This is a genomic window from Mucilaginibacter metallidurans (assembly GCF_003286435.2).
In the GTDB taxonomy this organism is placed as follows: domain Bacteria; phylum Bacteroidota; class Bacteroidia; order Sphingobacteriales; family Sphingobacteriaceae; genus Mucilaginibacter; species Mucilaginibacter gossypii.
Genome location: NZ_CP043449.1, coordinates 555,959 through 578,396, shown reverse-complemented (window position 1 = coordinate 578,396; position 22,438 = coordinate 555,959). Strand labels below are relative to the sequence as shown.

Below are 22,438 nucleotides of genomic sequence, written 5' to 3'. Positions count from 1 at the left end.
ACCTTTAACCCGGCATACAAAAGTTTAACACAATGATCAGATCATGACCAAGAATAAAACTCTTTTCCCATTTATATTAATAACCAGCTTATTCTTTCTGTGGGGGTTTGCACATAACCTCGACCCGATATTGATACCTCACTTAAAGAAGTCGTTTACGCTTACCACAGTGCAGGCAACTCTGGTGGATTCCGCGGTATTTATTGCCTATTTTTTGATGGCTTTACCGGCAGGTTTCATTATGAAAAAATACGGTTACAAAACAGGTATTATCACAGGGCTGCTAATTTTCGCGTTTGGTTCCTATTTATTTATACCTGCAGCCAATACGCAGCAGTACACATTTTTCCTTGTAGCTTTGTTTATCATTGCCTGCGGGTTAACCATCTTAGAAACTGCCGCCAATCCTTATGCTTCTTCATTAGGAGATCCCGCAACTTCTACACAAAGGCTTAACTTTGCGCAATCATTTAACGGGCTTGCTGCCACCCTCGCGCCTATAATTGGCGGGCGTATTATATTGACAAAAGGTTATACTCCGGCACAATTAAGCGCAATGACAGAAGAGGGCCGTAAACTGGCGCTGGCCGCCGAAGCTTCATCAGTAAAAACCCCCTATTTTATATTAGGCAGCGTGTTGGTGTTTATTGCCATACTTTTTGCGTTTACACGGCTGCCAAGGATCCAGCAGCATGAAGGACACGCAGCCAGTAAAAACATTTTCCATGCCCTGAAGCATCGTCATTTAGCATGGGGTGTGGCTGCCCAGTTCTTCTATGTTGGCGCGCAAGTTTGTGTATTTAGTTTGTTTATTCTTTATGCCACGAAATCTGCCAGACTTACGGAGGTGCAAACGACCTACTATCTCAGTTTGTGCGGCGCTGCATTTCTAATAGGCAGGTTTATTGGTACTTTCCTGATGAGGTATTATAGCTCGGCTGTTTTACTTGCAGTTTATGCGGGTATCAATATCTTGCTATCCGCAATCGCCATTTTTGGTCACGGCATGATCACGGTTTACACAGTAATTGGGATCTGTTTCTTCATGTCCATTATGTTTCCAACCATTTTCGCGTTGGGTATAAAAGATCTGAAGGCAGATACGGAATTTGGCAGCAGCCTGATCATTATGTCTATCGTTGGTGGTGCTGTGTTGCCAAGGGCATTCGGTTATATCAGCGATGTAACTGGCAATATTCAAAATGGTTATGTGGTACCGTTGGTATGCTTTGCGATAGTGGCCCTTTTTGGATTGAAAGGACATCGTGTAAAAGTGGGGCCGGAAAATGTACCGGTTTCAACTATCCTTTAACAATTTTCCATTTTCAATATGCAGGAAATTAATTTACCTAAAGTAATTTTTGGAACCAGCGGATTAGGAAATTTATATGTAGCACTTCCAGACGATGTTAAATGTGCTATTGTTGCCGAAAGTATCAGGCATTCTCCTAAACCGGCTGTATTTGACTCAGCAGGGAAATACGGCGCGGGGCTCGCGCTCGAATCATTGGGAAAGGCTTTGGCAATACTAAATGTCTCCCCATCGGAGGTACTGATCAGTAATAAATTGGGCTGGCTGCGTACGGCGTTAAAAAGTCCCGAACCTACTTTTGAACCGGGTGTTTGGCGCGACCTGAAATATGACGCCGTTCAGCGAATAAGTTATGAAGGCATCCTGGAATGTTATGAACAGGGAAATGAGTTGCTGGGCAATTATCGTGCACAACTGGTATCTGTACATGACCCCGATGAATACCTTAATGCAGCAAAAGATAAACAGGAACAAGCACAACGCTACCGGGACATATTGGACGCTTACCGGGCATTGATTGAATTAAAACGCAATGGCAAAGTAAAAGGTATTGGTGTAGGTTCGAAAGACTGGCGGATCATCAAAATGATAACGCAGGATGTAAAATTGGATTGGGTAATGATCGCCAATAGCATGACAATTCATAGCCATCCGCCAGAATTAATTGAATTTATGCAGGAGCTTGAAAAGCAAGGAACTTTGATCATTAATTCCGCCGTTTTTAACGGCGGCTTTTTAACCGGGTCTGATTATTATAACTATCGGTTAACTGATCCTGTAAAAGACAAACATTTACATCGTTGGCGAGAGTTGTTTTATCGCTTATGTGAAAATTATAAAATAAAACCGGCGGATGCCTGCGTGGCTTTTGGGTTAAATGGTCCAGGCGTTAAAAGTATCGCCCTGAATACCACAAATCCCAATAGGGTTGCACAAAATATTTCGCTGGCTTCATTAAAGATCCCAACACAATTTTGGAAAGAAATGAAAGAATATGGCTTAGTTGACGAATCTTACGCTTCCGCCTATCTGTAAAAATTTAATCTCACTATGAAAAGATACTGTTTGGCCCTCGATTTAAAGGATGATCCGCAATTGATAGCGGAATATGAACATTGGCATAAGGCTGAAAATAGCTGGCCGGAAGTACGCAAAAGCATACTGGACGCGGAAATTCTGGATATGCAGATCTATCGCACGGGAAACCGGTTGTTTATGATCATGGAAACGAGCGACCATTTTGAGTCAAAGAAAAAAGAAGAAATGGATGCGCTAAATCCTAAAGTACAGGAATGGGAGCAACTTATGTGGCTATTTCAACAGCCCCTCCCTTGGGCAAAAGAAGGAGAAAAATGGGTGATCATGAAACAGATTTTTAAACTTTAAGCACGGGTGATATACAGATAATATTGCAAAAAACAGGGATAAACGATTCATTGCGCAACGTTCAATCACCAACATAAGATACGGACTTAAAATAAATTAAAACCATAACGCAACTCCCGATTCCGGGCATATAACGGGAAAGACGGAAATTATAGCTGTCTTTCCCGTTTTCAGCTATTGGGTTACTTAGTGTTTATGACTTTCGGCTAAGGACTAAACACCAATTTATCGTCATCACCACATCAGTTATTTATTTTCACTTCGCCGTCTATTACCTCAAAAGGAATCCACAGATAACCGGATTTCTCCAGGTCAAGTTTATTCCACAGATCTCCCATGAAGATAAAATTTGAAGGTTTTCCGTTTATCGGCAAAACATAATTTCCCTGTGCAAAGAACGTTTGTTCTGCATTGGTACCGCTGCAGGGGTTGCCTATCTCAGTCCACGGCCCCATGATACTATTGGCAGTTGCATAAGATGCCGCATTGGGGCTCCAACCTGAGCATCCCGAAGTGATCAGGAAATATTTGCCGTTATTTTTGAAAAGTGCCGGGCTTTCGCGGTTTCTGTCGATCAGAATCCTGGTATAATGTTCCGTTGGCTTCAAATAATCATCTGTCAGCAGGCAAACATGCATAGTGTTGTTATCTTCGGATGAATAAACAACGTAGGCTTTGCGATCGATATCCTTAAAAAGTGTCATGTCCCTAAGCATTTGATTGTTTGGTTTGATACTGCCCAGGTACGTATATGGCCCCTCGGGCGAATCGCTTATGGCAATACCGGCCTTTGAATCCTGATAATCATTTCTGTCATTATGGAACCACATCACAAATTTATTGGTCTTCTCATTGTAAAGCACCTTAGGCCGTTCAATTACCCTACCGGTATCCAGGTCATTTGACGGGTCACCTGTCACAGATCTTAATGCAGTTCCGAGATTTTTCCAATGTTTCAGATCTGTAGACGAATAACACGATACCCCGCCTGCAGGGACCCGGTAATCTTCCCAGCTTTGCCCGGGGACCAGCCAGGTTTTACCTTTTTTGATTTCGCCAAACAGGTAATATGTCTCATTATAATAAAGCGCCCCTGCCCCATGAGCATTAATCTGATTTCCGTCAGTGTCCTTAAAGTCTTCGCCCGAAATCATGTTTTGCGACCGTGCCTCGTTATTGAAAAACATGGATAAGATCAGGATCAGTACCGTATACTTCATATATTTTGTTTTCTATTTTAACAGATCGAATAGAGTTTAAAAATAGGTAAAAAAAGGATGGTTGCTCTACACTCAACCATCCTTTTACTTGGTGCCTCACCATAAAAAGTGATTGTGATCACTTTTTATGGTGAGGCACATCATATTGAAGACTAAATCCATTCGTGATCTTTGTCATTAAACAAGGAAACGCTGATGGAGAATGCCGCGCTGCTAAAAGCAATTATTGAAAATGCCATAGACGGCATTATTACCATAAACAGCCACGGAATTATCGAATCTATCAATCCGGCAGCATGTAATCTGTTTCAATACAGTCCCGGCGAAGTAATTGGTAAAAATGTATCTGTTTTAATGCCCCCGCCCGATAAAGATCTGCACGATGGTTATATAAACCGTTATCAAAACACAGGCAAGGCGCACATTATAGGTTTTGGCCGCGAAGTTAAGGGTTTAAAAAAAGATGGCTCCGTATTTCCTTTCCGCCTGGGGGTAAGTGAAGTACAGTTTTCAGGCCGAAAAATCTATACCGGTTTTATTCATGACCTCACACGCGAAAAGGAGGCAGAAGAAAGATTAAAGGACTACGCCGTCCATTTAGAAGAGCTTGTTGAGGAGCGTACAATTTCTTTAAAGCATTCGGTAAGCGAGTTGCTGCAGGCTAAAGAAGAAGTTAGCCTGTCATTAGAGAAAGAAAAAGAACTTGGACAGATGAAAAGCCGTTTTGTATCAATGGCCTCGCATGAATTCAGGACCCCTCTGAGCAGCATCCAGTTATCGGCCATTCTTGTTGAAAAATATGCGCAGGAGTTTAGCAATCCTAACATCAGCAAACACATCGCCAAAATAAAAACGTCGGTAGGTAACCTTACGGGTATCCTGAATGATTTTCTGTCGCTCGAAAAACTCGAAGCCGGCAAGGTCGAGCCCGTATTTACCGAATTTAACCTGGTAAAATTTGGCGAGGAAATAACAGAAGAAATGCAACTGGTAGCCAAACAAAACCAAAATATCATTTATCAGCATACCGGTACTACCAGTGTTTTTAAATTGGATCCCGCATTATTAAAAAACTGCATCATTAACCTGATCAGCAACGCCATCAAATACTCGGGCGAAAATACCTTTATTGAATTTAACACGGAGGTAGCCAGCGATCAGTTGGTTGTTGTGGTTAAGGATAATGGTATAGGAATCCCTGAAAATGACCAGAAGCACTTGTTTGAAGCGTTTTTCAGGGCACATAATACCGGCAATATATCAGGTACTGGTCTCGGCCTTAATATAGTAGCGCGCTACGTTAGCCTGATCAACGGCACGGTGCAATTTGAAAGCAAAGTTAATTACGGAACATCATTCACGCTCACATTTTCGCAATCATGAAAAAAAGTATCCTCATTATTGAAGACAATACCGATATAAGGGAAAGCACCGCCGAAATACTGGAGCTTTCCGGCTACCTGGTATTGCAGGCCGGCAACGGCAAAATTGGTGTCGACTTAGCTATAAAGCATAAACCGGACCTTATTTTGTGCGATATCATGATGCCCGAGCTTGACGGGTATGGCGTATTATTCATGCTCAGCAAATCGCCCGAAACGGATAATATACCCTTTATATTTTTAACCGCGAAAGCCGAACGGGTTGACTTTAGAAAAGGCATGGAAATGGGTGCCGATGATTATCTGACCAAACCTTTTGACGATATAGAATTGCTTAATGCCATTGATAGCAGGTTGAGCAAAAAAGAAAAACAACAGGCATTTTTTAGCAGGTCGCTGCAAAAAATAGAGCACCTGGCCATCAATTCGCGCAACGGAGCAGCCGAATTAAACGCACTGATAGCCAGTAGAAAAATAAGGCAGATAAGAAAAAAACAAGTATTATTTTATGACGGGGATAGCCCGCAAGGAATTTACCTGGTGATGGAAGGCAGCATAAAAACATTTAAACTGGCCGAAGACGGCAGGGAACTGATGACCGGCTTATACAAAGCCGACGACTACCTTGGCGTACATGCCCTGCTGCTTGATGATGCTTACGGCGAAACTGCCGAAGCAACCGAAGACGCGGCCATATGCCTGCTGCCGAAAGATACCGTTTTAACCATGCTTGACCGGTATCCCGACGTTGGCCGGCAATTTTTGAAAATACTGTCAAACAATATCAAAGAAAAGGAAGAACAACTAATCGAGCTGGCCTACCATTCGGTAAGGAAACGGCTGGCGCAGGTATTGGTAAGGCTGAACAAGCAAAACGGCGAAACGCAGGAATTTAAAATATCAAGGGAAGAAATGGCATCAATGGCCGGTATGGCTACCGAAACGGTAAGCCGTACGCTTTCTGATTTTAAAGAGGAAGGCCTGATAGAAAAGAAAGGTGCAACCATCAATATAACAGACCTTAACAAACTGGTAAAAATGAGAAACTGATAAAGGTCATTTTTATCACTGACCGCGCTCATGGTTTTGATGATGCCAGCCAGGTAGTTTTGTTTAATATAAATGTGTATAGATGAAAGTTGTAGCTTACAGTATCAAGGCGTTCGAAAAGGAATTTTTGGCCAGAGCGAACCAAAAAAAACATGATATTACCCTTATCTCTAACCCGTTAAATTCTGAAACCGCGGTTTATGCCGAAGGTAAGGAAGCGGTGGTTGTTTTTACCAATGACGATGTATCTGCCTATGTTATCAACCAACTGGCCGATCTTGGCGTTAAATATATTGCTACCCGGTCGGTTGGTACAGATCATATCGATAAGGAAACAGCAGCTTTGCGCAACATAAAACTGGCCAACGTACCTGAATACTCGCCGCAGGCTATTGCCGAACATACCGTTGCCATGGCACTTGCCCTAAACAGGCATTTAACCGAATCAAACGCCCATAGCCACCTGTTTGATTTCAGGCTGAATGGCCTCATGGGGTTTAATTTATACGGCAAAACAGTTGGCATTATTGGCTTGGGACATACCGGGCAGGCGACTGCCGCTATCTTTAACGGCTTTGGCTGTCGTGTTATTGGATACGATCCGCTTGCCAAATCAAACTTGCCAGGAATTGAACAAGTGGCTATGAATGACCTGCTTGCTACTGCCGATATAATTTCATTACATGCCCCCCTCTGCCCCGAAAACTATCATATGATAAATAATGAGACCCTTGCTTTGATGAAAGATGGAGTCATGCTCCTGAATACTTCGCGGGGAGGGTTAATTGATACTGAAGCAGCATTACAGGCCGTTGAAACCGGTAAAATAGGTTATTTAGGACTTGATGTTTATGAAAAAGAAAAAGGCCTGTTTTTTGAGCAGCATCAACATGATACCGATAGGGACCCTTTGCTAGAAAAACTGATGACCTTTAAAAATGTCCTCATCACCCCCCATCAGGCTTTTTTAACCAGTGAGGCATTACAGCAAATTGCTAATCAAACCATAAAAAATCTTGATCAGTGGCAGGCTAAAAAGTGCGTTGGAAATGCGTGTGTGTGTGCAAAAAACTGCAAAGCGACCGGTGAGCTATCAACGGTTGATACTACCAAAGCTTAATATTTATGAAAATTCCCCAGCACCTTATTGATAAATACAACGTTGCTGCTCCCCGTTATACCAGTTACCCTACGGTACCTTATTGGAACATTGAAAACTTCGACGAAGAGGAATGGCGAAAATCAGTATCGCTTTCTTTTAAGGAGAGTAACGATCGTGACGGGATCAGCCTGTATATTCACCTGCCATTTTGCGAAAGCCTGTGTACCTATTGCGGTTGTAACACCCGCATCACCAAAAACCACCGGGTAGAAGAGCCGTACATTAAAGCTGTTTTAATGGAATGGGCCATGTACGTCAATACCTTTGAAAGCAAACCCGTTATCAGGGAAATACACCTTGGCGGCGGCACACCTACATTTTTTAAACCCGAACACCTGGCCATACTGATCAATGGTATATTAAATTCATCAACTATTCATCCCCGGGCCGAGTTTAGTTTTGAGGCGCACCCCGCCAATACAACTGTTGATCATTTACAGGTTTTATACAATCTTGGTTTCAGGAGGATAAGCCTTGGCATCCAGGATTTTGACCCGAGGGTTCAGTTTATCATTAACCGGATCCAGAGTTTTGAACTGGTAAAACTGGTTACGCAGCAAGCCCGGCGGATCGGATATACATCCGTTAATTTCGATCTGATATATGGCCTCCCGCTTCAAACCATCAACGGGCTAAAGGATACCATTGCCCAGGTGGCGAAATTAATGCCCGATAGGATCGCTTTTTACAGTTATGCCCATGTACCCTGGATAAAACCCGGCCAACGCCGTTTTACCGAAAATGACCTGCCCGATGCCAATGAAAAAAGGGCTTTGTATGAATGCGGACGCGAATTATTTACAGCATTGGGTTATCATGAAATTGGTATGGACCATTTCGCCTTGCCCACGGATAGCCTTTACTTAGCCGAACAAAATGGTACGCTGCACCGTAATTTCATGGGTTACACCCATCAATATACCCAATTAATGATTGGTTTGGGCGTATCTTCCATAAGCGATAGCTGGTATGCCTTTGCCCAAAATGTAAAAAAAGTAGAGGAATACCTGCAATTGGTTAACGCCGGCCAGCTACCGGTATTTAAAGGACATATGCTTACGGCCGATGACCTGAGCATTCGCAGGCATATTTTAAATATCATGTGTAACGGCAAAACCTGCTGGAACCTGCATAATGAAACAAGTGAAGCTTTTTTAGAGGGGCTGGAACGTATGCGCCAATTTGAGCAGGACGGGCTGGTTGAATTAAATTCATGGTGCATTACTGTTACCCCCATGGGTAAACGCTTTTTACGCAATATATGTATGGCGCTTGATGCCCGCCTATGGGCCGACAAGCCTACTACGCAGTTATTCAGCATGACTGGATAAGGCTTTGACAAAACCAACTATCAGTTAAACAAAGAAACCGGGATTGATTCCCGGTTTCTTTGTTTTAGATATTTAGCAATTGCAGTTTCTCTTCTGATAAGAGCAGGTCCTTCAGCATCCGCTCCAGGTAATCCTGGGTTTGGTTGCTTATTTGCGGGATCAGCTGTTTATAGTATGTGATGCCCTGCTGTAATTGGTCTTTAAATTTGAGCAGGTATTTTCCTTTCTTTTCGTTGAGGTTTGCTACATAGCCCGAAATGTCCTTTTTAAGGTAATCGATATAAAGGTTTAGCTCATTGATAAACATATTAGGGCGGGTTGTTGCCTCAAGCAAGTTGATATGCCCATAGATATGGCTAACCATATCATCAAGCGTATAAACCCCTGAAAAGAAGGCGATATTTGGTCCAGGGCAAATGGTTACCGCCTTGTTTTCCCGGGCTTTCAGAATATCGTTTTTGATATAAGCAGATGCACAAAGCCCTTCGCATAAGCAAACCTTTTCGGTAACAGCATCTATCTGTTTTTGAATTTCAGCTGCCGGAAGCTCACTGTGTTTTAGCTGCTTTATTTTCAAATGCTGGTACTCACGTGATGCTGTGCAAATTGGATGTTCGGTAAACTCGGTATTTGATACTAAATATTTTTTATTGCAGGGACTGCCCGGCCTGCCATTTGCTATCCTGCTAAGTCTTTGCTCTTCGCCCGAGCTTTTGCTGAAGTTATTGAACAGGATACCCAGCGGGGATGACGAGCTTACATAAAAATCATCATGGCCGGCGCCCGCCAATTGTTGCAGCGTATGTTCATCAACATTGGTGGCCTCTGGTACCAGCAGGAACGGACTGCCCCAACCGGTAGCATCCATCTGATAATGCTCCCGCAAAAAAACATCTTCCTGCATAGTGCCTATCCCACCCTGTACGCTGATCTTTTGTGCCGGATTGGCCTCTGTAAACCCCCTTTCGGCAAGTGCAGGTTGATAGAGGTCAAGCAGCTCGCGTATCATATTTTCCCTTTTCAGTTTAAACTCTTCCAGGATGGGCCCGAGCAGCAGGCCATCAGTAGCAAAAGCATGCCCTCCACAATTCAGGCCCGATTCAATCCTGAACTCTGATACCCACAGCCCCTTCTTTGCTAAAAACTTAGCCTGGATCAGCGCCGAACGAAAATCGCTCACCTTTAAAACGATCCGTTTACGAAGCTCGTTATTGCCATCAGGATAAAAACACTTAAAAGTTTCCAGGTAACTGTACAGCCTCGGGTTCATTCCCGCCGAAAGTACCACTGATGAATCCAGATCGCTTTCAGCAAAGCCTTTTAAAGCAGCAAGCGCGTCGGTATGGGTATCGCCGGTATAATTGCCGTCTGCGTCAAAGTTCATTTTATCAACTTTAGCCATGATATTTACATCAATAGCGCCTTTGTTCATTCTGGCGCGCAAAAGATCTTGAAAGATCTGTTTACGTTCCCCCTCAGGATACTCGTTCATCAGTTCGTAACCCTGCTTTGAAGCCGAAGCCTCAGGTAATAGGTTAAAGTAACGGTCGATGTCCATTCCCTGGTTAAATGGCATTTGTTTAAGTTCTTCAAACTGCCTATTTACCAGTTCGTTTAATAAATTAAGATAGGCTGTAATCCGTTTTGAACGGCTGTCGGGGCCGCTTTTTAAAATAGGCGTAAATGGCAAACCATTTTGAGTTGAATGATACTGCCGCATACGCTCAACGAGTTCATCATCAACAATTGAAACAACGGACGAGATACCGTACCGGGCCACTTTTAGCGGTGTATCAACAGAGTATCCCAAACCTAAAACAGGTATATGAAAGCTGTGCATATAATTAATTTAATATTATGTATTTAGAATAAACATGAGGCTCATCAATCTGCCTACGGTGTTACTTACAAATAACAGTTCCGCTGGCCGATGGCGGGCTCAGATAAGGAATATCAAGTGCGAGCCCGCGCAGTAAAAACCAGGCGCCAAGGCATAGCATAAAATAGGGAACCACCCTGTTCATCTTTCTTCGGATGCCCTGGTTAACAAATCCACTGCCAACAGTGACTGCCAGCATTAAAGGCAGGGTACCCAAACCAAACCAAATCATATATTGCACGGAAGCACCCACTGACGAAGTGTTTACCGCACCTATTAGCGCCAGGTAAACAAAACCGCAGGGTAAAAAGCCGTTTAACAAGCCTATGGCCAAATGGCCGGCCCGATGCTGTAACGCGTAAGTAAGCAACGCATTAAAAGGCTTCAGCAGCCAGTTACCAGTACTTTTGTTACTAATTTTCAACTTCCACAATCTTGAACCGGCCGCCAGCAGGATCAGTATCCGCTAATGATGCTTACCCCCTGCTGCAAACCTGAAAGCCATAATTGCTTACCGATAAGCCCGGTTATTAACCCGAGGGTTGCGTAACTTATAGTACGCCCAAGGTTATATACCAACTTATCCCACAAGAGCAGCCAAAAGCTACTGTGGTTAATGGGATAGCGAAGGCGAGCGGGCCGCACATTCCTATACAGTGAACACTGCCAAACAAGCCTATAAAAAAAGCGATTTGACTGGTGCTCATGGTATAAATATTTCCTTGGTATACAGGTATTTTTTGCCGTTGCTTTCCCAATTAAAAACCAGCTGCCACCTACCTGGCTTTACATCAGTCAGCGGAATATTAACATTACCGGCCAGGTTGCTCTCCAGGTTGATATGTTTGTCCATTTTGCCGTCATCCGGGCGCTTCAAATCTGCTGTTCCCTTTACCAGACCTGTAAACTTTACTAAAAGGATATTGTTGTTAATGCTGATTGATGGCTGTGCTTTATCGCTAAGTACTTGCTTCTCTTTATCATAATCGGCATTAAACGCAAGCCCTTTTTCGTAATAATGCGGATCGACATCGTCGGGCTGCCTGAACATGGCAACGCCCATGGCTACAATGTAACTCATAAAAGCCAGCATGCCTATTACTATTCCTTTTCCCCAGTTCATATGCTTAATCATTTGTTGGTGCTATAAAATTGGTTTTAACAGATTGAACCACCTTACCGCCAAGCAACAAGTTCAGTTTAATGGTAGTTTTGGCGGCATGTACTTTTGATGCAGGGAGCATGACAAAAAACACCGTTTTAGCCGATCCGCCCTTTGCAACCGGTCCGGGCGCCTGGATATAACTGATCTTAACAGCCGGATCATCCGCCCCTATCCTGATCACTTTATCCTGATTGGTTTTATTAATGATTTCGGCATTATAAATATTACTGATGTAGCCGCCCGGCTGTTGCTGATAAAGCATTCCCGCACTGCGCATAACGGTGATATCCATATCGCTCCGGCTGAAAATAAAATAACCAAGTACAGCCACCAGCACGGTTATTACCGCGGTATATCCCATCATGCGCCCGGTAAACGAGGGCTTTTCTTTCAGCCTGATCATATTTTCGGAGAAGTAGCCAATCAGGTTGCGGGGCTTTCCTATCTTGTCCATTACCTGGTCGCAGGCATCTATACAGGCAGTACAGTTGATACATTCAATTTGAGTTCCTTTACGAATATCAATACCTGTAGGACAAACAGCAACGCACAGGCTGCAATCAACGCAATCGCCTTTAAGGTTAAAGGGGTCCGCGTTACGGCTTAACTTGCCCCGTGGTTCGCCACGCACATCGTCATAAGCTACTACTAAAGTATGCTCATCAATCAATACACTTTGTAAACGCCCGTAAGGGCATATCAATGTGCAAACCAGCTCACGTACCTGGCTGTAAATCAAATAAAATACAATGGTGAATACCCATATACTGATAAAACCAACCCAGTGGGCTGTAACAGGCTCAACAATAATTTTAACAAGGCTTTCGCTGCCAATGATATAAGCAAGGAAAGTGTTGGCGATAAGAAAGGATACCAATACAAACAAAGCATGTTTGGCTGTTTTTTTGATGATTTTTTCCCGTGTCCAGGCGCCCGCGTCAAGCTTTTTACGCTTATTGGCATCCCCTTCTATCCAAATCTCTATCTTTCTGAAAACCATTTCCATAAATATGGTTTGCGGGCAGATCCAACCGCAGAAAATACGACCAAAAGCAATAGTAAATATTACCACGCAAACCAAAAAAACAAGCGAAGCCAGCATGAACAGAAAAATATCCTGCGGCCAAAACACCTGCCCCAGCAGTACAAATTGCCGGTCTATCACATTGAGCAGCAACAACGGCTGGCCATTGATTCGTAAAAACGGCCCGGCAAAAAAGAAAATGAGATAAAAATAGCTTAACCAGCTTCTCCATTTATAAAACCTGCCTTTACGTACCAGCGGATACATCCACTGCCTTTTCCCGTTTTCTTTTGCCGCCAGTAAGCCGTCCATAATCGTTATATTTTTGCTATCTTTTTGCCTTTTGCCGCAACGTCATCTGCATCTTTTTCGCCCTGCGGTTCTTTAGGATTAGCCGGATTGCTGCCATGCAATGATTTTATATAGTTTGCCACATCCGAGATTTGCTTGGGCGATAACTGTTTCTCCCAATTGGGCATCCCTTTGGCCTGTACGCCGTATTTTATGGTTTTAAATACATCATTGATCTTACCGCCGTGCAGCCAGTAGTCATCGGTAAGGTTGGGGCCAACTACCCCTTGCGCGTGATCGCCATGACAAGGAACGCAGCTTTGTTTAAAAACCGCCTGCCCTGAAGCCAGTACAGCCTGATCGGTAACGAGTTTAACTGTGGTTTCGTCAACCCGGTTAGCGGCTTTGCTCAGGTATTCTTTTTTGGCAATGTCTGCCTGGGCCATCTCCGTTTTATATTCATCATATTGCAACTGCCCAACACCAAATACATGATAAATGAGTATGTAACCAATTGCAAAAATAATGGTGATATAAAACAGGTAGCTGAACCAGCCAGGAACAGGATTATTAAGCTCCTGGATACCGTCATAATCATGTGCTATGATCAGCTCCTTTTCTTCAGACATCGGTCTTAGCGACAGTAATTTGTTCCAAACCTCTGTTTTAGGCTTTTTAACTTTTTTGACGGGTTTCATCTCCGCTATGATCTGCTCTTCTGTATACCCCTGCGCCCGGAGCGTTATTTTTGTCAATACCCTAAGCGCCCTGAGCAATACCAGCATGGCTACAATAAACAATGCCAGCATGGCTATAATTGCTCCATACCCTATCTCGTTCATCAAATCGCCCGGTATCAGGCTGTCATCGGCGGCCATTGCCGGTTGTAACGGTATCATCAATACAAGTAAAATTAACAGGCGGCGGTATTTCATAAGTTGTAAGAATTAAGGGATTCACCATGACTATCCTTCAAAGGCAGATTACGCATATGATCTACATGCTGTTTCCTGAGCCTGAAAAGCAGGATAGCTACTACAATAAAAAATACGAGGAAGATCCCCAGAGAAAATAACAGGTAACCCTGGGCACCCGAAATGTGTTCTGTAAATTGCTTAAACATTGCTTTTGTTATTTAGCGGCGGTTTTGCTTGCTTTGATATCGGTACCCAAACGTTGCAGGTAAGCTATCAAGGCTACTATTTCTTTATTGTTTTTAACCTTTATATGATCGTTATACAGGTTATCGGCAATTTCTTTTTCCTGTTTACTAAGATCGTTGTTGGCTATTTTTTCATATCCTTCGGGATATGGGACACCCAGTGTGCGCATGGCCTTTATTTTGGCGGCTGTGGTAGCCGTATCAAGGTTTTGGGTTAACAGCCAATCATAATTTGGCATAATACTCCCCGGCGACATGAGGCGTGGGTCCATCAAGTGGTTATAGTGCCAGGCATTGCCGTATTTGCCGCCCTCGCGCGCCAGGTCGGGCCCGGTACGTTTTGATCCCCATAAAAACGGGTGATCATAAACAAATTCGCCCGCCTTGCTGTATTCGCCATAGCGCTCGGTTTCTGAGCGGAAAGGCCTTACCGTTTGTGAGTGGCAGTTTGAGCAGCCCTCTCTGATATAAAGGTCACGTCCCTGCAACTCAAGCGGAGTATAAGGTTTTACCGCCGCTATCGTGGGGATATTAGATGATATGGTTAGCGTTGGCATCAACTCAATAAAAGTACCTACCAGTATAACCAGCAATGCGGCTATCATCATTTGTATTGGTCGGCGTTCCAATACCCGGTGCCATGTTTCTTCATGCCCGGTTGTGCTTAAAGCAGGCAACGGCATAGCCTGGGCAGGCTCATTTGCAACGAGTTTGCCCTGCAGCGCGGTGCGGCAAAGGTTATATGCCATTACAATAACGCCCAGCAGGTATAATCCACCGCCTACAGAACGCATAACATGCATAGGCAATATGCGCATCGTTGTTTCCAGAAAAGCGGGATATTTCAGTATCCCCTCGGGTGTAAACTCTTTAAGCATTAAACCCTGGGTAAAACCGGCCCAATACATTGGTATGGCGTAAAACAGGATCCCGAGCGTGCCTATCCAAAAATGGAACGAGGCCATTTTTTTTGAATATAACTGCGTTTTATAAATACGCGGAATAAGCCAGTAAAGGATGGCAAAGGTTAAAAAGCCGTTCCAGCCCAAAGCGCCAACGTGTACGTGGGCAATTATCCAATCGGTAAAGTGGCCTATGGCGTTCACCTGTTTTAATGAAAGCATAGGGCCTTCAAAAGTGGCCATACCATAAGCAGTTAGGCCAACTACCATAAACTTCAGAATCACGTCGTCACGAACTTTATCCCAGGCCCCCCGCAAGGTGAGCAAGCCATTGATCATGCCGCCCCAGCTTGGTGCTAACAGCATAATAGAAAAGGCCACACCTAATGACTGCGCCCAACCGGGAAGCGTGGTGTACAGTAAATGGTGCGGGCCAGCCCAGATATATATAAAAATGAGCGCCCAAAAGTGCAGAATACTTAACTTATAGGAATAGATAGGCCTGTTGGCCATTTTGGGCAAAAAGTAATACATCATGCCCAGATATGGGGTGGTCAGGAAAAATGCCACCGCATTGTGGCCATACCACCATTGTACCAGTGCATCCTGTACGCCGGCATATACCATGTAGCTTTTAAAGGCTGATACCGGCAGTTCAAATGAATTTACAATGTGCAATACGGCTATGGTGACAAAGGTGGCTATGTAAAACCATATGGCAACATATAAATGCCGTTCGCGGCGTTTAAATATGGTTCCAAACATATTAATGCCAAACACCACCCAGATAAGGGTAATGGCAATATCTATTGGCCATTCAAGTTCGGCATATTCATGCGAGGTGGTTAAACCCAAGGGCAACGTAATAACAGCCGAAACAATGATGAGCTGCCAGCCCCAAAAGTGAATTTGACTAAGGGCATCACTAAACATCCGCGCTTTTAACAGCCGCTGTAATGAATAGTAAACACCCATAAAAATAGCGTTACCCACAAAAGCGAAAATCACCGCGTTGGTGTGTAAGGGCCTGATGCGGCCAAATGTAGTGTATTGGTTGCCCATGTTCATCCCCGGGCTATACAATTGTATGGCTACGATGAGGCCTACGGTCATCCCAATTATACCCCAGATCACCGTGGCGATACCAAAATTACGGACGATCTTGTTGTCATAGTAAAAATTTTCGGGCTGCATATGATATTAAATAATTTGATGGTGTAAAAGTATTGAGGGCTGCCGCCGACAGAATGATGACGGTTTGCCCGAATAATGACATTGGTCATTTTTTATCTTTATCAGTTGGTTCATCATCCAGCAGGATTCTTACCGATGGGTATACAGATCGTCATGCTGGCCGTTACGCTGCGCCCAAAAAAAAGCGCCTAAAAACACGAGTGCAAGCAGCACGCTGCACCCGATCAGGAAATAAATAATGTTCATGATAATTTTCTTTTTTTAGCGGCGAGGTGTGTTGCTATGCTGGTGAACGAAATAATGGTTGCAGTACTTAAAGGCATCAATATGGCCGCTATGAGCGGTGAAAGCCTGCCGCTTACTGCATAGCTTAATCCTAATAGGTTATAGCAAAGCGATATAAAAAACGAGATGTGGATAATGGTAATACTATCCTTTGAGAATTTAAGAAATGCAGGCAGCAACCTGAGCGAACGCCCATCTAAAATAGCATCGCTGCCGGGCGAAAAATTGTTAACGTTATCCGTAATAGCTATCCCCAAATCACTTTGTTTTAAAGCACCCGAATCATTCAAGCCATCACCTATCATCATTACCTTTTTACCGGCCAGCTGTAAAGCCTTTATAAAATCAAGCTTTTGCTGCGGCGATTGGTTAAACAGCATATATCCCTCCCCCTCAAAATAAGGCAGTAAATTTTTCCGCTCCCGGTCCTGATCGCCTGATAACAAGTAAATTTTATAATCCGCGGCCAGCCGCGCAATATCTTCAAGCCCTTCGCGATACTTGTTTGCAAAGCTGAAATAACCGGCGTATCGCCCGTTAATCATCAGGTGTACTTCAGTTGATTTTGCGATATCTACTCCTCCCGTTAAAAACGACTGGCTGCCGACTTGAACATTATGCCCATCAACCCAGGCAGTAATCCCCTTTCCGGCTATTTCCCGGTAATTACTTACCCGAAGTTTATCCGCCCCCTGGAGGTAATCGCAAATCTGAATGCTTAAGGGATGGGCCGAATTACTACAAATACTGTATATGAGCTGTTCCTCGTAACTGCTTAGCTGTGCATTGTTGCTTACACCGTTTTCGCCGCCAATAGTAATGGTGCCGGTTTTATCTAAAACGATGGTATTGATACGGGCCAGCTGTTCAACAACGGCGGTGTTTTTGAGGTAGAAAAAATTACGATCAAAAACGCTGAGCGCCGCTGACATAGTGAACGGAGTACTTAAGGCCAATGCACAAGGGCAGGCAACAATCAACACAGCTGTAAATGCCGAAAAGGCACGGTAAACATCGACCGGCAGCCAAAAAACTAATGAACCCAATGCAATCACCAGTAAAACAATGCTGAAATACTTACTTACCTTTTGGTTAAAGGTTTGCATCCGGTTGTCCTGGCTACGGCTAAAAGCTTCATTGTTCCACAATTGGGTAAGGTAGCTTTGTGATACTGGTTTAATTACCTCCAATTCAATAGCTTCGCCCATTTGCCGGCCACCGGCATAAACCACTTCACCCCAAACCTTTGTCACGGGAGCTGACTCGCCGGTAACAAAGCTAAAATCAATCCGCGCTTCGCCATTTAGTAATATCGCATCGGCCGGAATAATCTCATTACTGCGAATGCGGATCCGTTGACCTACTTTCAGGGCTGATAAGGGCAGCGGCTTTTCAATACCGTTCTCAACAGTCTGTATGGCAACAGGGAAAAACGAACGGTAGTCACGCTCAAAAGAGATATGGTAATAGGTTTTTCGCTGAACAAATTTACCCACCAGTAAAAAAAACACCAGTCCGCAAAGCGTATCGGCAAAACCGGCTCCCGCATGGGTTAGTACCTCAATCAGCGTACGCAAAAAAAGCACGGCTATGCCCAGCGCCAGCGGAAAATCGATATTCAATATTTTATTACGGAGGTTTATATAGGCCGATTGGAAATATTCCCTCCCGCTGTAAAAAACAACCGGCAGCGAAAACAGCACATTCAACCAGCCAAAAAAATGCCTGAAAGTTTGCTCATATTCCGATAATCCTAAGTACTCCGGAAAACTGAGCAGCATCACATTACCGAAACAAAACCCGGCTACCGCTATCTTTTTTACAAGATTATCGCCAGCACCGGTTTGTTGTTTTTTAATAACATCCTGGAGGTTAATAAGTGGCTCATAACCGATATCAACCAATAGTTCCACAACCTGTCTTAAACTTATCTCCTTGTTATTAAAGCGCAGGTTTACCTGTTTCTTTAAAAAGTCAATCCGGCTGTAATAAATGGCAGGGTTAAACCTATTCAACTGCTCAAGCAGCCAAATACATGAGCTGCAATGGATATAAGGGATATAAAGCGTTAATATGGTAATGTTTTCGTCTGTAAAATCAACCAGGTCAGCTATGATCGAAGGATCATCAAGGTATTCGAACCGCTTTTCCACGTGGGTACGTGTTGCGCCGGGATGTTCATTATAGCTGTAATAGTTACATAACCCACTATTGGATAGCACCTTGTAAACACCTTTACAGCCCGTGCAGCAAAAATCTTTGTCATCCAATACATAATGATCTTTATCACAATCGTTACCGCAGTGGTAGCAGGTAGTTTGGGTAAGTATATTTACAGCCATTGATGATCTATTTATAAGATCAAAAATGGCTGTAATCCACCACTTGAAAAATGATGGCTGTTGGATGGAAAAGTGATGAGTATCATTTTTCACAGCTAAAAACAAAGAGTAACACGCGTTGCTATGTGATCTTATGCGCTCCCTCCCATCTCCTGTTTTAGAAATGCAACGGCGGAAGCCCTTCCGGTAACACCAGCAGAGGTATTTCAATATGATGCGAAAGTTTTTTAGTGTAACTGATGCCGAACAGGCGCTCAAGCGGGTTAACTTTACGGTGTACCATCACCAGCATATCAATCACTCCGTGCTCGCTAAGCCAATCGAGCCCGCGCATTATACCCGTACCTTTAATGTGCCTGTAATAAATTTTAGGATAGTTGGCTTTACAGGTAACTTCATTTAAAAAAGCTTCAACCTGCTGTTTTTCATCTCCTGTTTCGTACTTCTCGTCGGTTACATGGGCTATCAATAGCTCTGCATTAAAATAGCGTGCCAGGCTTGCCACCGAATGGATCATTTCTATATCGCTGCTGTTCAAATCGGTAGCGAAAGCTATTTTGGTTACAGGGTGATATTTTGCTTGCGATGGGATGAGTAAAACCGGGAAGGCGGCATCGCTGATCATATCCTGTGTGTTGCTGCCTAAAAAAAATCTGCTCATAGCTCCTGCTCCCGACATGCCCATAACAACCATTACGCTTTTTTCTTCATCTATTTTGCCTGTTACTACATCAACTACCTCGCCTACGTCGCAGTACGTAGTAATAACATTATGGCCTGACCCCGCTTTAGCGTAAGGGCTTTCCTGTTGTAAGGTTACAGAAAGTTGCTCCAATTCCTTATCTGCATCTGCTTTGAGCGACGTATAATCCTCTAAAGGCCAAGCTACTTGCGCTGCCATGGGCGTTTCAGAAGGTATTTTGATGGCATGACATAATATTAAACCTGCTTTGATATTTTGCGCAAGGTTTATAGCATAGTTCGCCGCGTTTTTTGCAGGTGCCGAAAAATCGGTGGGTACTAAGATTGTTTTCATGTTTAAAGGATTGATTAATTGATATGGCTGATATTTTTTATGTTGTGGTTCGCTATTATAGAGCTGGCTTTCAACCAGGCTATTAAGCTTATATGTAGCTATATTTAACTGCCCGTCGACAATAGCCGCTGTATTATCATCATTTTTTGCAGGGTGTTCTAAAAACAACAGGTCTATTACCGCTTTCATATATTTTCATAATATCGTTATTGATAATGCAAAATTGGAGCGTACCGGGTGTTAAAATAGTGACGATTGTCATTTATCAATCTGATTGTCAACATCTATAAAACAACATCTACCCCAAAAAACTAATAAGGAAAAAACTATTTACCAGCGTGAAAAACTTGTACCAAATTTTGAACTTGTGGACACGGGCGAGTACCACGAAAAATCATTACTGCCGGTATAGTAAATATAACCCAGAGATATTTTAACCAATGCGCGAGTGATTTCAATCAACGAATAAAGAAATACAGATCATTTTATTAAAATACTTTCCGCGCTTCTTTTGCCCGCAAACTAAAAACCGCAAAAAGCGTATTATATGATCATTTACAAAAGCTTCACTTTTGATTCTGCACATTTTTTACCCAACGTTCCGCCGCACCACAAATGCAGGAACATGCATGGCCATACCTACCATTTAACAGTTTATTTTGAAGGCGAGGTAACAAGCCCCGAAGGATGGGTGCTTGACTTCGCCCTGATCAAAAACGCGGTTAAACCCATAGTTGACCAGTTGGACCATACCATTCTGAATGAAGTCCCTGGTTTGGAAAACCCCACGGCCGAAAACCTGGCCGTATGGATCTGGAAAAGCATAAACGGCAAATTGGATGGGCTTAAAAAAATTGAATTGAAAGAAACGCCGACATCCGGGGTCATTTATGAAGGAAAATAGCGTAGTTATCTTTCCCATCTTGTATTTTCATGCAATCTCCCCCCAGGTTGTATGTGCCATATCACAACAGCAGGTGATTTTGATCACTATTTAAGCCACTAAATTCCGCAAGCTTTGTATTAATAAAAAAATCATTAGTCATAAGCCATTGAAAATATGATACCTAAAAAAATGAAAGCCGCCGTAGTGCACGAATTTGGCCGGCCTTTGCAAATAGAAGAAATGCCGGTTCGCGAGCCGGGCCAACATGAAATACTGGTTAAAGTAATAGCCAGTGGTGTTTGCCATACCGATCTGCACGCGGCAGACGGCGACTGGCCGGTTAAACCCAAAATGCCGCTTATTCCCGGCCATGAGGCTATTGGTTATGTAGTAGCGCTTGGTCCTGATGTTAAAGGCCTGAAGGAAGGTGATATTGTAGGTGTACCCTGGCTGTACAGCGCCTGCGGATGCTGCGAGTTTTGTATTACCGGTTGGGAAACCTTATGTAACGACCAGCGAAATGGCGGCTATAGCGTTGACGGCGGTTATGCAGAATATGTAGTGGCTGATTCCCGTTATGTTGGGCATTTCCCGGCAGGGTCGGATTGTACCGCGATGGCACCGATCATTTGCGCGGGTGTTACCGTTTACAAAGGCCTTAAAGAAACGGAAACCAAACCCGGCGAATGGGTAGCTATTTCCGGCATAGGTGGCCTTGGGCATTTAGCTGTACAATATGCCAAAGCCATGGGCATGCATGTTGCGGCTATTGATGTAGACAATACAAAACTGGAATTAGCTAAAAACCTTGGCGCCGAGCTGACCGTTAATGCCAAAACTACCGACCCCGGCGCGTTTTTACAAAAAGAAACAGGGGGTATGCATGGCGTGTTGGTTACCGCTGTATCACCCATCGCGTTTAAACAAGGTATATCCGCGTTAAGAAGAAAAGGGACTATCGCGCTGAATGGATTACCGCCCGGTAGTTTCGACCTCCCCATATTTGAAACCGTGCTGAACCGCTATACCATCAGGGGATCAATTGTAGGCACTCGTAAAGACCTGCAGGAAGCTATCGAGTTCGCCGTGGAAGGAAAAGTTAAAGCCACCATACATACCGCGAAGTTAGAGGATATCAATACAGTTTTGGCCGACCTGAAAAATGGTAAGGTAGACGGTCGGATTGTACTTGAGATAGCTAAACCCTAATCTGCAAATAACAAAAACTTTTACTACAGGCCGGCTAAAAGTGTTCAGTGATGCTGTATGCCGTGCCTAAGCGTTTCCCCAAACTAAATTACTTTAAAAAGATCCGCTCCCTGGGCGGATCTTTTTTATTGCGGGCAGCGTCAGCATTATGCTCGCTTCCGGGTTGCTATCCAGTAATAACCCGGGTAAACGCAAAATGATAAGTATCATGAGAACAACT

The 22,438-nt window shown here is 43.7% G+C and carries 22 protein-coding genes; 9 read left to right on the top strand and 13 right to left on the bottom strand.

Going from position 1 to position 22,438, the window contains the following annotated elements; all coding sequences use genetic code 11:
• The first annotated feature begins 43 nt into the window (after positions 1-43).
• The 3 genes from fucP to DIU38_RS02695 are packed head-to-tail and all read left to right on the top strand — an operon-like array spanning position 44 to position 2,698.
• The gene (gene fucP / locus DIU38_RS02705) at positions 44-1,312 is read left to right on the top strand and encodes an L-fucose:H+ symporter permease (RefSeq protein ID WP_112656554.1); all 1,269 of its coding nucleotides are present in this window, start codon (positions 44-46) and stop codon (positions 1,310-1,312) included.
• An 18-nt stretch (positions 1,313-1,330) separates the two neighbouring features.
• Entirely contained in the window at positions 1,331-2,347 is a 1,017-nt protein-coding gene (locus DIU38_RS02700; RefSeq protein ID WP_112656552.1) for an aldo/keto reductase, read from the top strand.
• A 15-nt stretch (positions 2,348-2,362) separates the two neighbouring features.
• Positions 2,363-2,698 (top strand): L-rhamnose mutarotase, encoded by a 336-nt coding sequence (locus DIU38_RS02695; protein WP_112656550.1) that lies wholly within the window; start codon positions 2,363-2,365, stop codon positions 2,696-2,698.
• A gap of 242 nt (positions 2,699-2,940) precedes the next feature.
• Here DIU38_RS02695 and DIU38_RS02690 read toward each other — a convergent pair whose 3' ends face one another.
• Complete coding sequence (locus tag DIU38_RS02690; protein WP_112656548.1) at positions 2,941-3,918, bottom strand: glycoside hydrolase family 43 protein; 978 nt, start codon at positions 3,916-3,918, stop codon at positions 2,941-2,943.
• 195 nt (positions 3,919-4,113) lie between these two features.
• Between DIU38_RS02690 and DIU38_RS02685 the strand changes: the two genes are divergently transcribed.
• From DIU38_RS02685 to hemN, 4 genes are all read left to right on the top strand, one after another.
• Positions 4,114-5,301, top strand: a complete 1,188-nt coding sequence (locus tag DIU38_RS02685; RefSeq protein ID WP_112653784.1) for a PAS domain-containing sensor histidine kinase — start codon at positions 4,114-4,116, stop codon at positions 5,299-5,301.
• Positions 5,298-6,350, top strand: coding sequence for a response regulator (locus DIU38_RS02680; RefSeq protein ID WP_091170069.1), 1,053 nt, complete (start codon positions 5,298-5,300; stop codon positions 6,348-6,350). The genes DIU38_RS02685 and DIU38_RS02680 overlap by 4 nt, the downstream gene beginning before the upstream one ends.
• An 82-nt stretch (positions 6,351-6,432) precedes the next feature.
• A complete protein-coding gene (locus tag DIU38_RS02675) occupies positions 6,433-7,470 on the top strand; it encodes a 2-hydroxyacid dehydrogenase (RefSeq protein ID WP_112653785.1) in 1,038 nt (345 codons plus the stop codon).
• A gap of 5 nt (positions 7,471-7,475) precedes the next feature.
• Positions 7,476-8,843, top strand: a complete 1,368-nt coding sequence (gene hemN / locus DIU38_RS02670; protein WP_112653786.1) for an oxygen-independent coproporphyrinogen III oxidase — start codon at positions 7,476-7,478, stop codon at positions 8,841-8,843.
• Between the two features lie 64 nt (positions 8,844-8,907).
• Here the strand turns inward: hemN and DIU38_RS02665 are convergent, their stop codons facing one another.
• From DIU38_RS02665 to DIU38_RS02620, 12 genes are all read right to left on the bottom strand, one after another.
• On the bottom strand, positions 8,908-10,683 hold the full coding sequence (locus DIU38_RS02665) for a hypothetical protein (RefSeq protein ID WP_112653787.1): 1,776 nt from the start codon (positions 10,681-10,683) through the stop codon (positions 8,908-8,910).
• A gap of 61 nt (positions 10,684-10,744) precedes the next feature.
• A complete protein-coding gene (locus DIU38_RS34355; protein ID WP_262714347.1) occupies positions 10,745-11,146 on the bottom strand; it encodes a sulfite exporter TauE/SafE family protein in 402 nt (133 codons plus the stop codon).
• Between the two features lie 32 nt (positions 11,147-11,178).
• On the bottom strand, positions 11,179-11,301 hold the full coding sequence (locus tag DIU38_RS34350) for a sulfite exporter TauE/SafE family protein (RefSeq protein WP_262714346.1): 123 nt from the start codon (positions 11,299-11,301) through the stop codon (positions 11,179-11,181).
• Positions 11,274-11,429, bottom strand: a complete 156-nt coding sequence (locus DIU38_RS34345; protein WP_262714345.1) for a sulfite exporter TauE/SafE family protein — start codon at positions 11,427-11,429, stop codon at positions 11,274-11,276. The genes DIU38_RS34350 and DIU38_RS34345 overlap by 28 nt, the downstream gene beginning before the upstream one ends.
• Positions 11,426-11,845 (bottom strand): FixH family protein, encoded by a 420-nt coding sequence (locus DIU38_RS02655; protein WP_167516062.1) that lies wholly within the window; start codon positions 11,843-11,845, stop codon positions 11,426-11,428. Before DIU38_RS02655 ends, DIU38_RS34345 begins: the two co-directional genes overlap by 4 nt.
• 4 nt (positions 11,846-11,849) lie before the next feature.
• Positions 11,850-13,223, bottom strand: coding sequence for a cytochrome c oxidase accessory protein CcoG (gene ccoG, locus DIU38_RS02650; protein ID WP_112653789.1), 1,374 nt, complete (start codon positions 13,221-13,223; stop codon positions 11,850-11,852).
• 5 nt (positions 13,224-13,228) lie between these two features.
• Positions 13,229-14,137: a cbb3-type cytochrome c oxidase N-terminal domain-containing protein gene (locus DIU38_RS02645; RefSeq protein ID WP_112653790.1), complete on the bottom strand. Its 909-nt coding sequence runs from the start codon at positions 14,135-14,137 to the stop codon at positions 13,229-13,231.
• Positions 14,134-14,325, bottom strand: coding sequence for a hypothetical protein (locus tag DIU38_RS02640; protein ID WP_091170095.1), 192 nt, complete (start codon positions 14,323-14,325; stop codon positions 14,134-14,136). Before DIU38_RS02640 ends, DIU38_RS02645 begins: the two co-directional genes overlap by 4 nt.
• 8 nt (positions 14,326-14,333) lie before the next feature.
• Entirely contained in the window at positions 14,334-16,460 is a 2,127-nt protein-coding gene (gene ccoN / locus DIU38_RS02635) for a cytochrome-c oxidase, cbb3-type subunit I (protein WP_091170098.1), read from the bottom strand.
• 129 nt (positions 16,461-16,589) lie between these two features.
• Positions 16,590-16,706 (bottom strand): cbb3-type cytochrome oxidase assembly protein CcoS, encoded by a 117-nt coding sequence (ccoS, locus tag DIU38_RS02630; protein ID WP_244311252.1) that lies wholly within the window; start codon positions 16,704-16,706, stop codon positions 16,590-16,592.
• Positions 16,703-19,087, bottom strand: coding sequence for a heavy metal translocating P-type ATPase (locus tag DIU38_RS02625; protein ID WP_112653791.1), 2,385 nt, complete (start codon positions 19,085-19,087; stop codon positions 16,703-16,705). Before DIU38_RS02625 ends, ccoS begins: the two co-directional genes overlap by 4 nt.
• Before the next feature lie 157 nt (positions 19,088-19,244).
• Positions 19,245-20,312, bottom strand: a complete 1,068-nt coding sequence (locus tag DIU38_RS02620) for a universal stress protein (protein ID WP_149354011.1) — start codon at positions 20,310-20,312, stop codon at positions 19,245-19,247.
• A gap of 358 nt (positions 20,313-20,670) precedes the next feature.
• On the opposite strand from DIU38_RS02620, the gene queD reads away from it, so the two are divergent.
• Entirely contained in the window at positions 20,671-21,027 is a 357-nt protein-coding gene (gene queD / locus DIU38_RS02615) for a 6-carboxytetrahydropterin synthase QueD (protein WP_112653793.1), read from the top strand.
• A 156-nt stretch (positions 21,028-21,183) separates the two neighbouring features.
• On the top strand, positions 21,184-22,218 hold the full coding sequence (adhP, locus tag DIU38_RS02610) for an alcohol dehydrogenase AdhP (RefSeq protein ID WP_112653794.1): 1,035 nt from the start codon (positions 21,184-21,186) through the stop codon (positions 22,216-22,218).
• Positions 22,219-22,438: the final 220 nt, after the last annotated feature.

Coding starts and splice junctions, on each gene's coding strand:
- ccoN (WP_091170098.1), bottom strand. CDS start 16,460: ATGCAGCCCGAAAATTTTTACTATGACAACAAGATCGTCCGTAATTTT.
- DIU38_RS02665 (WP_112653787.1), bottom strand. CDS start 10,683: ATGCACAGCTTTCATATACCTGTTTTAGGTTTGGGATACTCTGTTGAT.
- DIU38_RS02690 (WP_112656548.1), bottom strand. CDS start 3,918: ATGAAGTATACGGTACTGATCCTGATCTTATCCATGTTTTTCAATAAC.
- DIU38_RS02620 (WP_149354011.1), bottom strand. CDS start 20,312: ATGAAAGCGGTAATAGACCTGTTGTTTTTAGAACACCCTGCAAAAAAT.
- adhP (WP_112653794.1), top strand. CDS start 21,184: ATGATACCTAAAAAAATGAAAGCCGCCGTAGTGCACGAATTTGGCCGG.
- DIU38_RS34345 (WP_262714345.1), bottom strand. CDS start 11,429: ATGAGCACCAGTCAAATCGCTTTTTTTATAGGCTTGTTTGGCAGTGTT.
- DIU38_RS02700 (WP_112656552.1), top strand. CDS start 1,331: ATGCAGGAAATTAATTTACCTAAAGTAATTTTTGGAACCAGCGGATTA.
- queD (WP_112653793.1), top strand. CDS start 20,671: ATGATCATTTACAAAAGCTTCACTTTTGATTCTGCACATTTTTTACCC.
- DIU38_RS02685 (WP_112653784.1), top strand. CDS start 4,114: ATGGAGAATGCCGCGCTGCTAAAAGCAATTATTGAAAATGCCATAGAC.
- ccoG (WP_112653789.1), bottom strand. CDS start 13,223: ATGGACGGCTTACTGGCGGCAAAAGAAAACGGGAAAAGGCAGTGGATG.
- DIU38_RS02640 (WP_091170095.1), bottom strand. CDS start 14,325: ATGTTTAAGCAATTTACAGAACACATTTCGGGTGCCCAGGGTTACCTG.
- DIU38_RS02675 (WP_112653785.1), top strand. CDS start 6,433: ATGAAAGTTGTAGCTTACAGTATCAAGGCGTTCGAAAAGGAATTTTTG.
- ccoS (WP_244311252.1), bottom strand. CDS start 16,706: ATGAACATTATTTATTTCCTGATCGGGTGCAGCGTGCTGCTTGCACTC.
- DIU38_RS02625 (WP_112653791.1), bottom strand. CDS start 19,087: ATGGCTGTAAATATACTTACCCAAACTACCTGCTACCACTGCGGTAAC.
- DIU38_RS02680 (WP_091170069.1), top strand. CDS start 5,298: ATGAAAAAAAGTATCCTCATTATTGAAGACAATACCGATATAAGGGAA.
- DIU38_RS02655 (WP_167516062.1), bottom strand. CDS start 11,845: ATGAACTGGGGAAAAGGAATAGTAATAGGCATGCTGGCTTTTATGAGT.
- DIU38_RS02695 (WP_112656550.1), top strand. CDS start 2,363: ATGAAAAGATACTGTTTGGCCCTCGATTTAAAGGATGATCCGCAATTG.
- DIU38_RS02645 (WP_112653790.1), bottom strand. CDS start 14,137: ATGAAATACCGCCGCCTGTTAATTTTACTTGTATTGATGATACCGTTA.
- fucP (WP_112656554.1), top strand. CDS start 44: ATGACCAAGAATAAAACTCTTTTCCCATTTATATTAATAACCAGCTTA.
- hemN (WP_112653786.1), top strand. CDS start 7,476: ATGAAAATTCCCCAGCACCTTATTGATAAATACAACGTTGCTGCTCCC.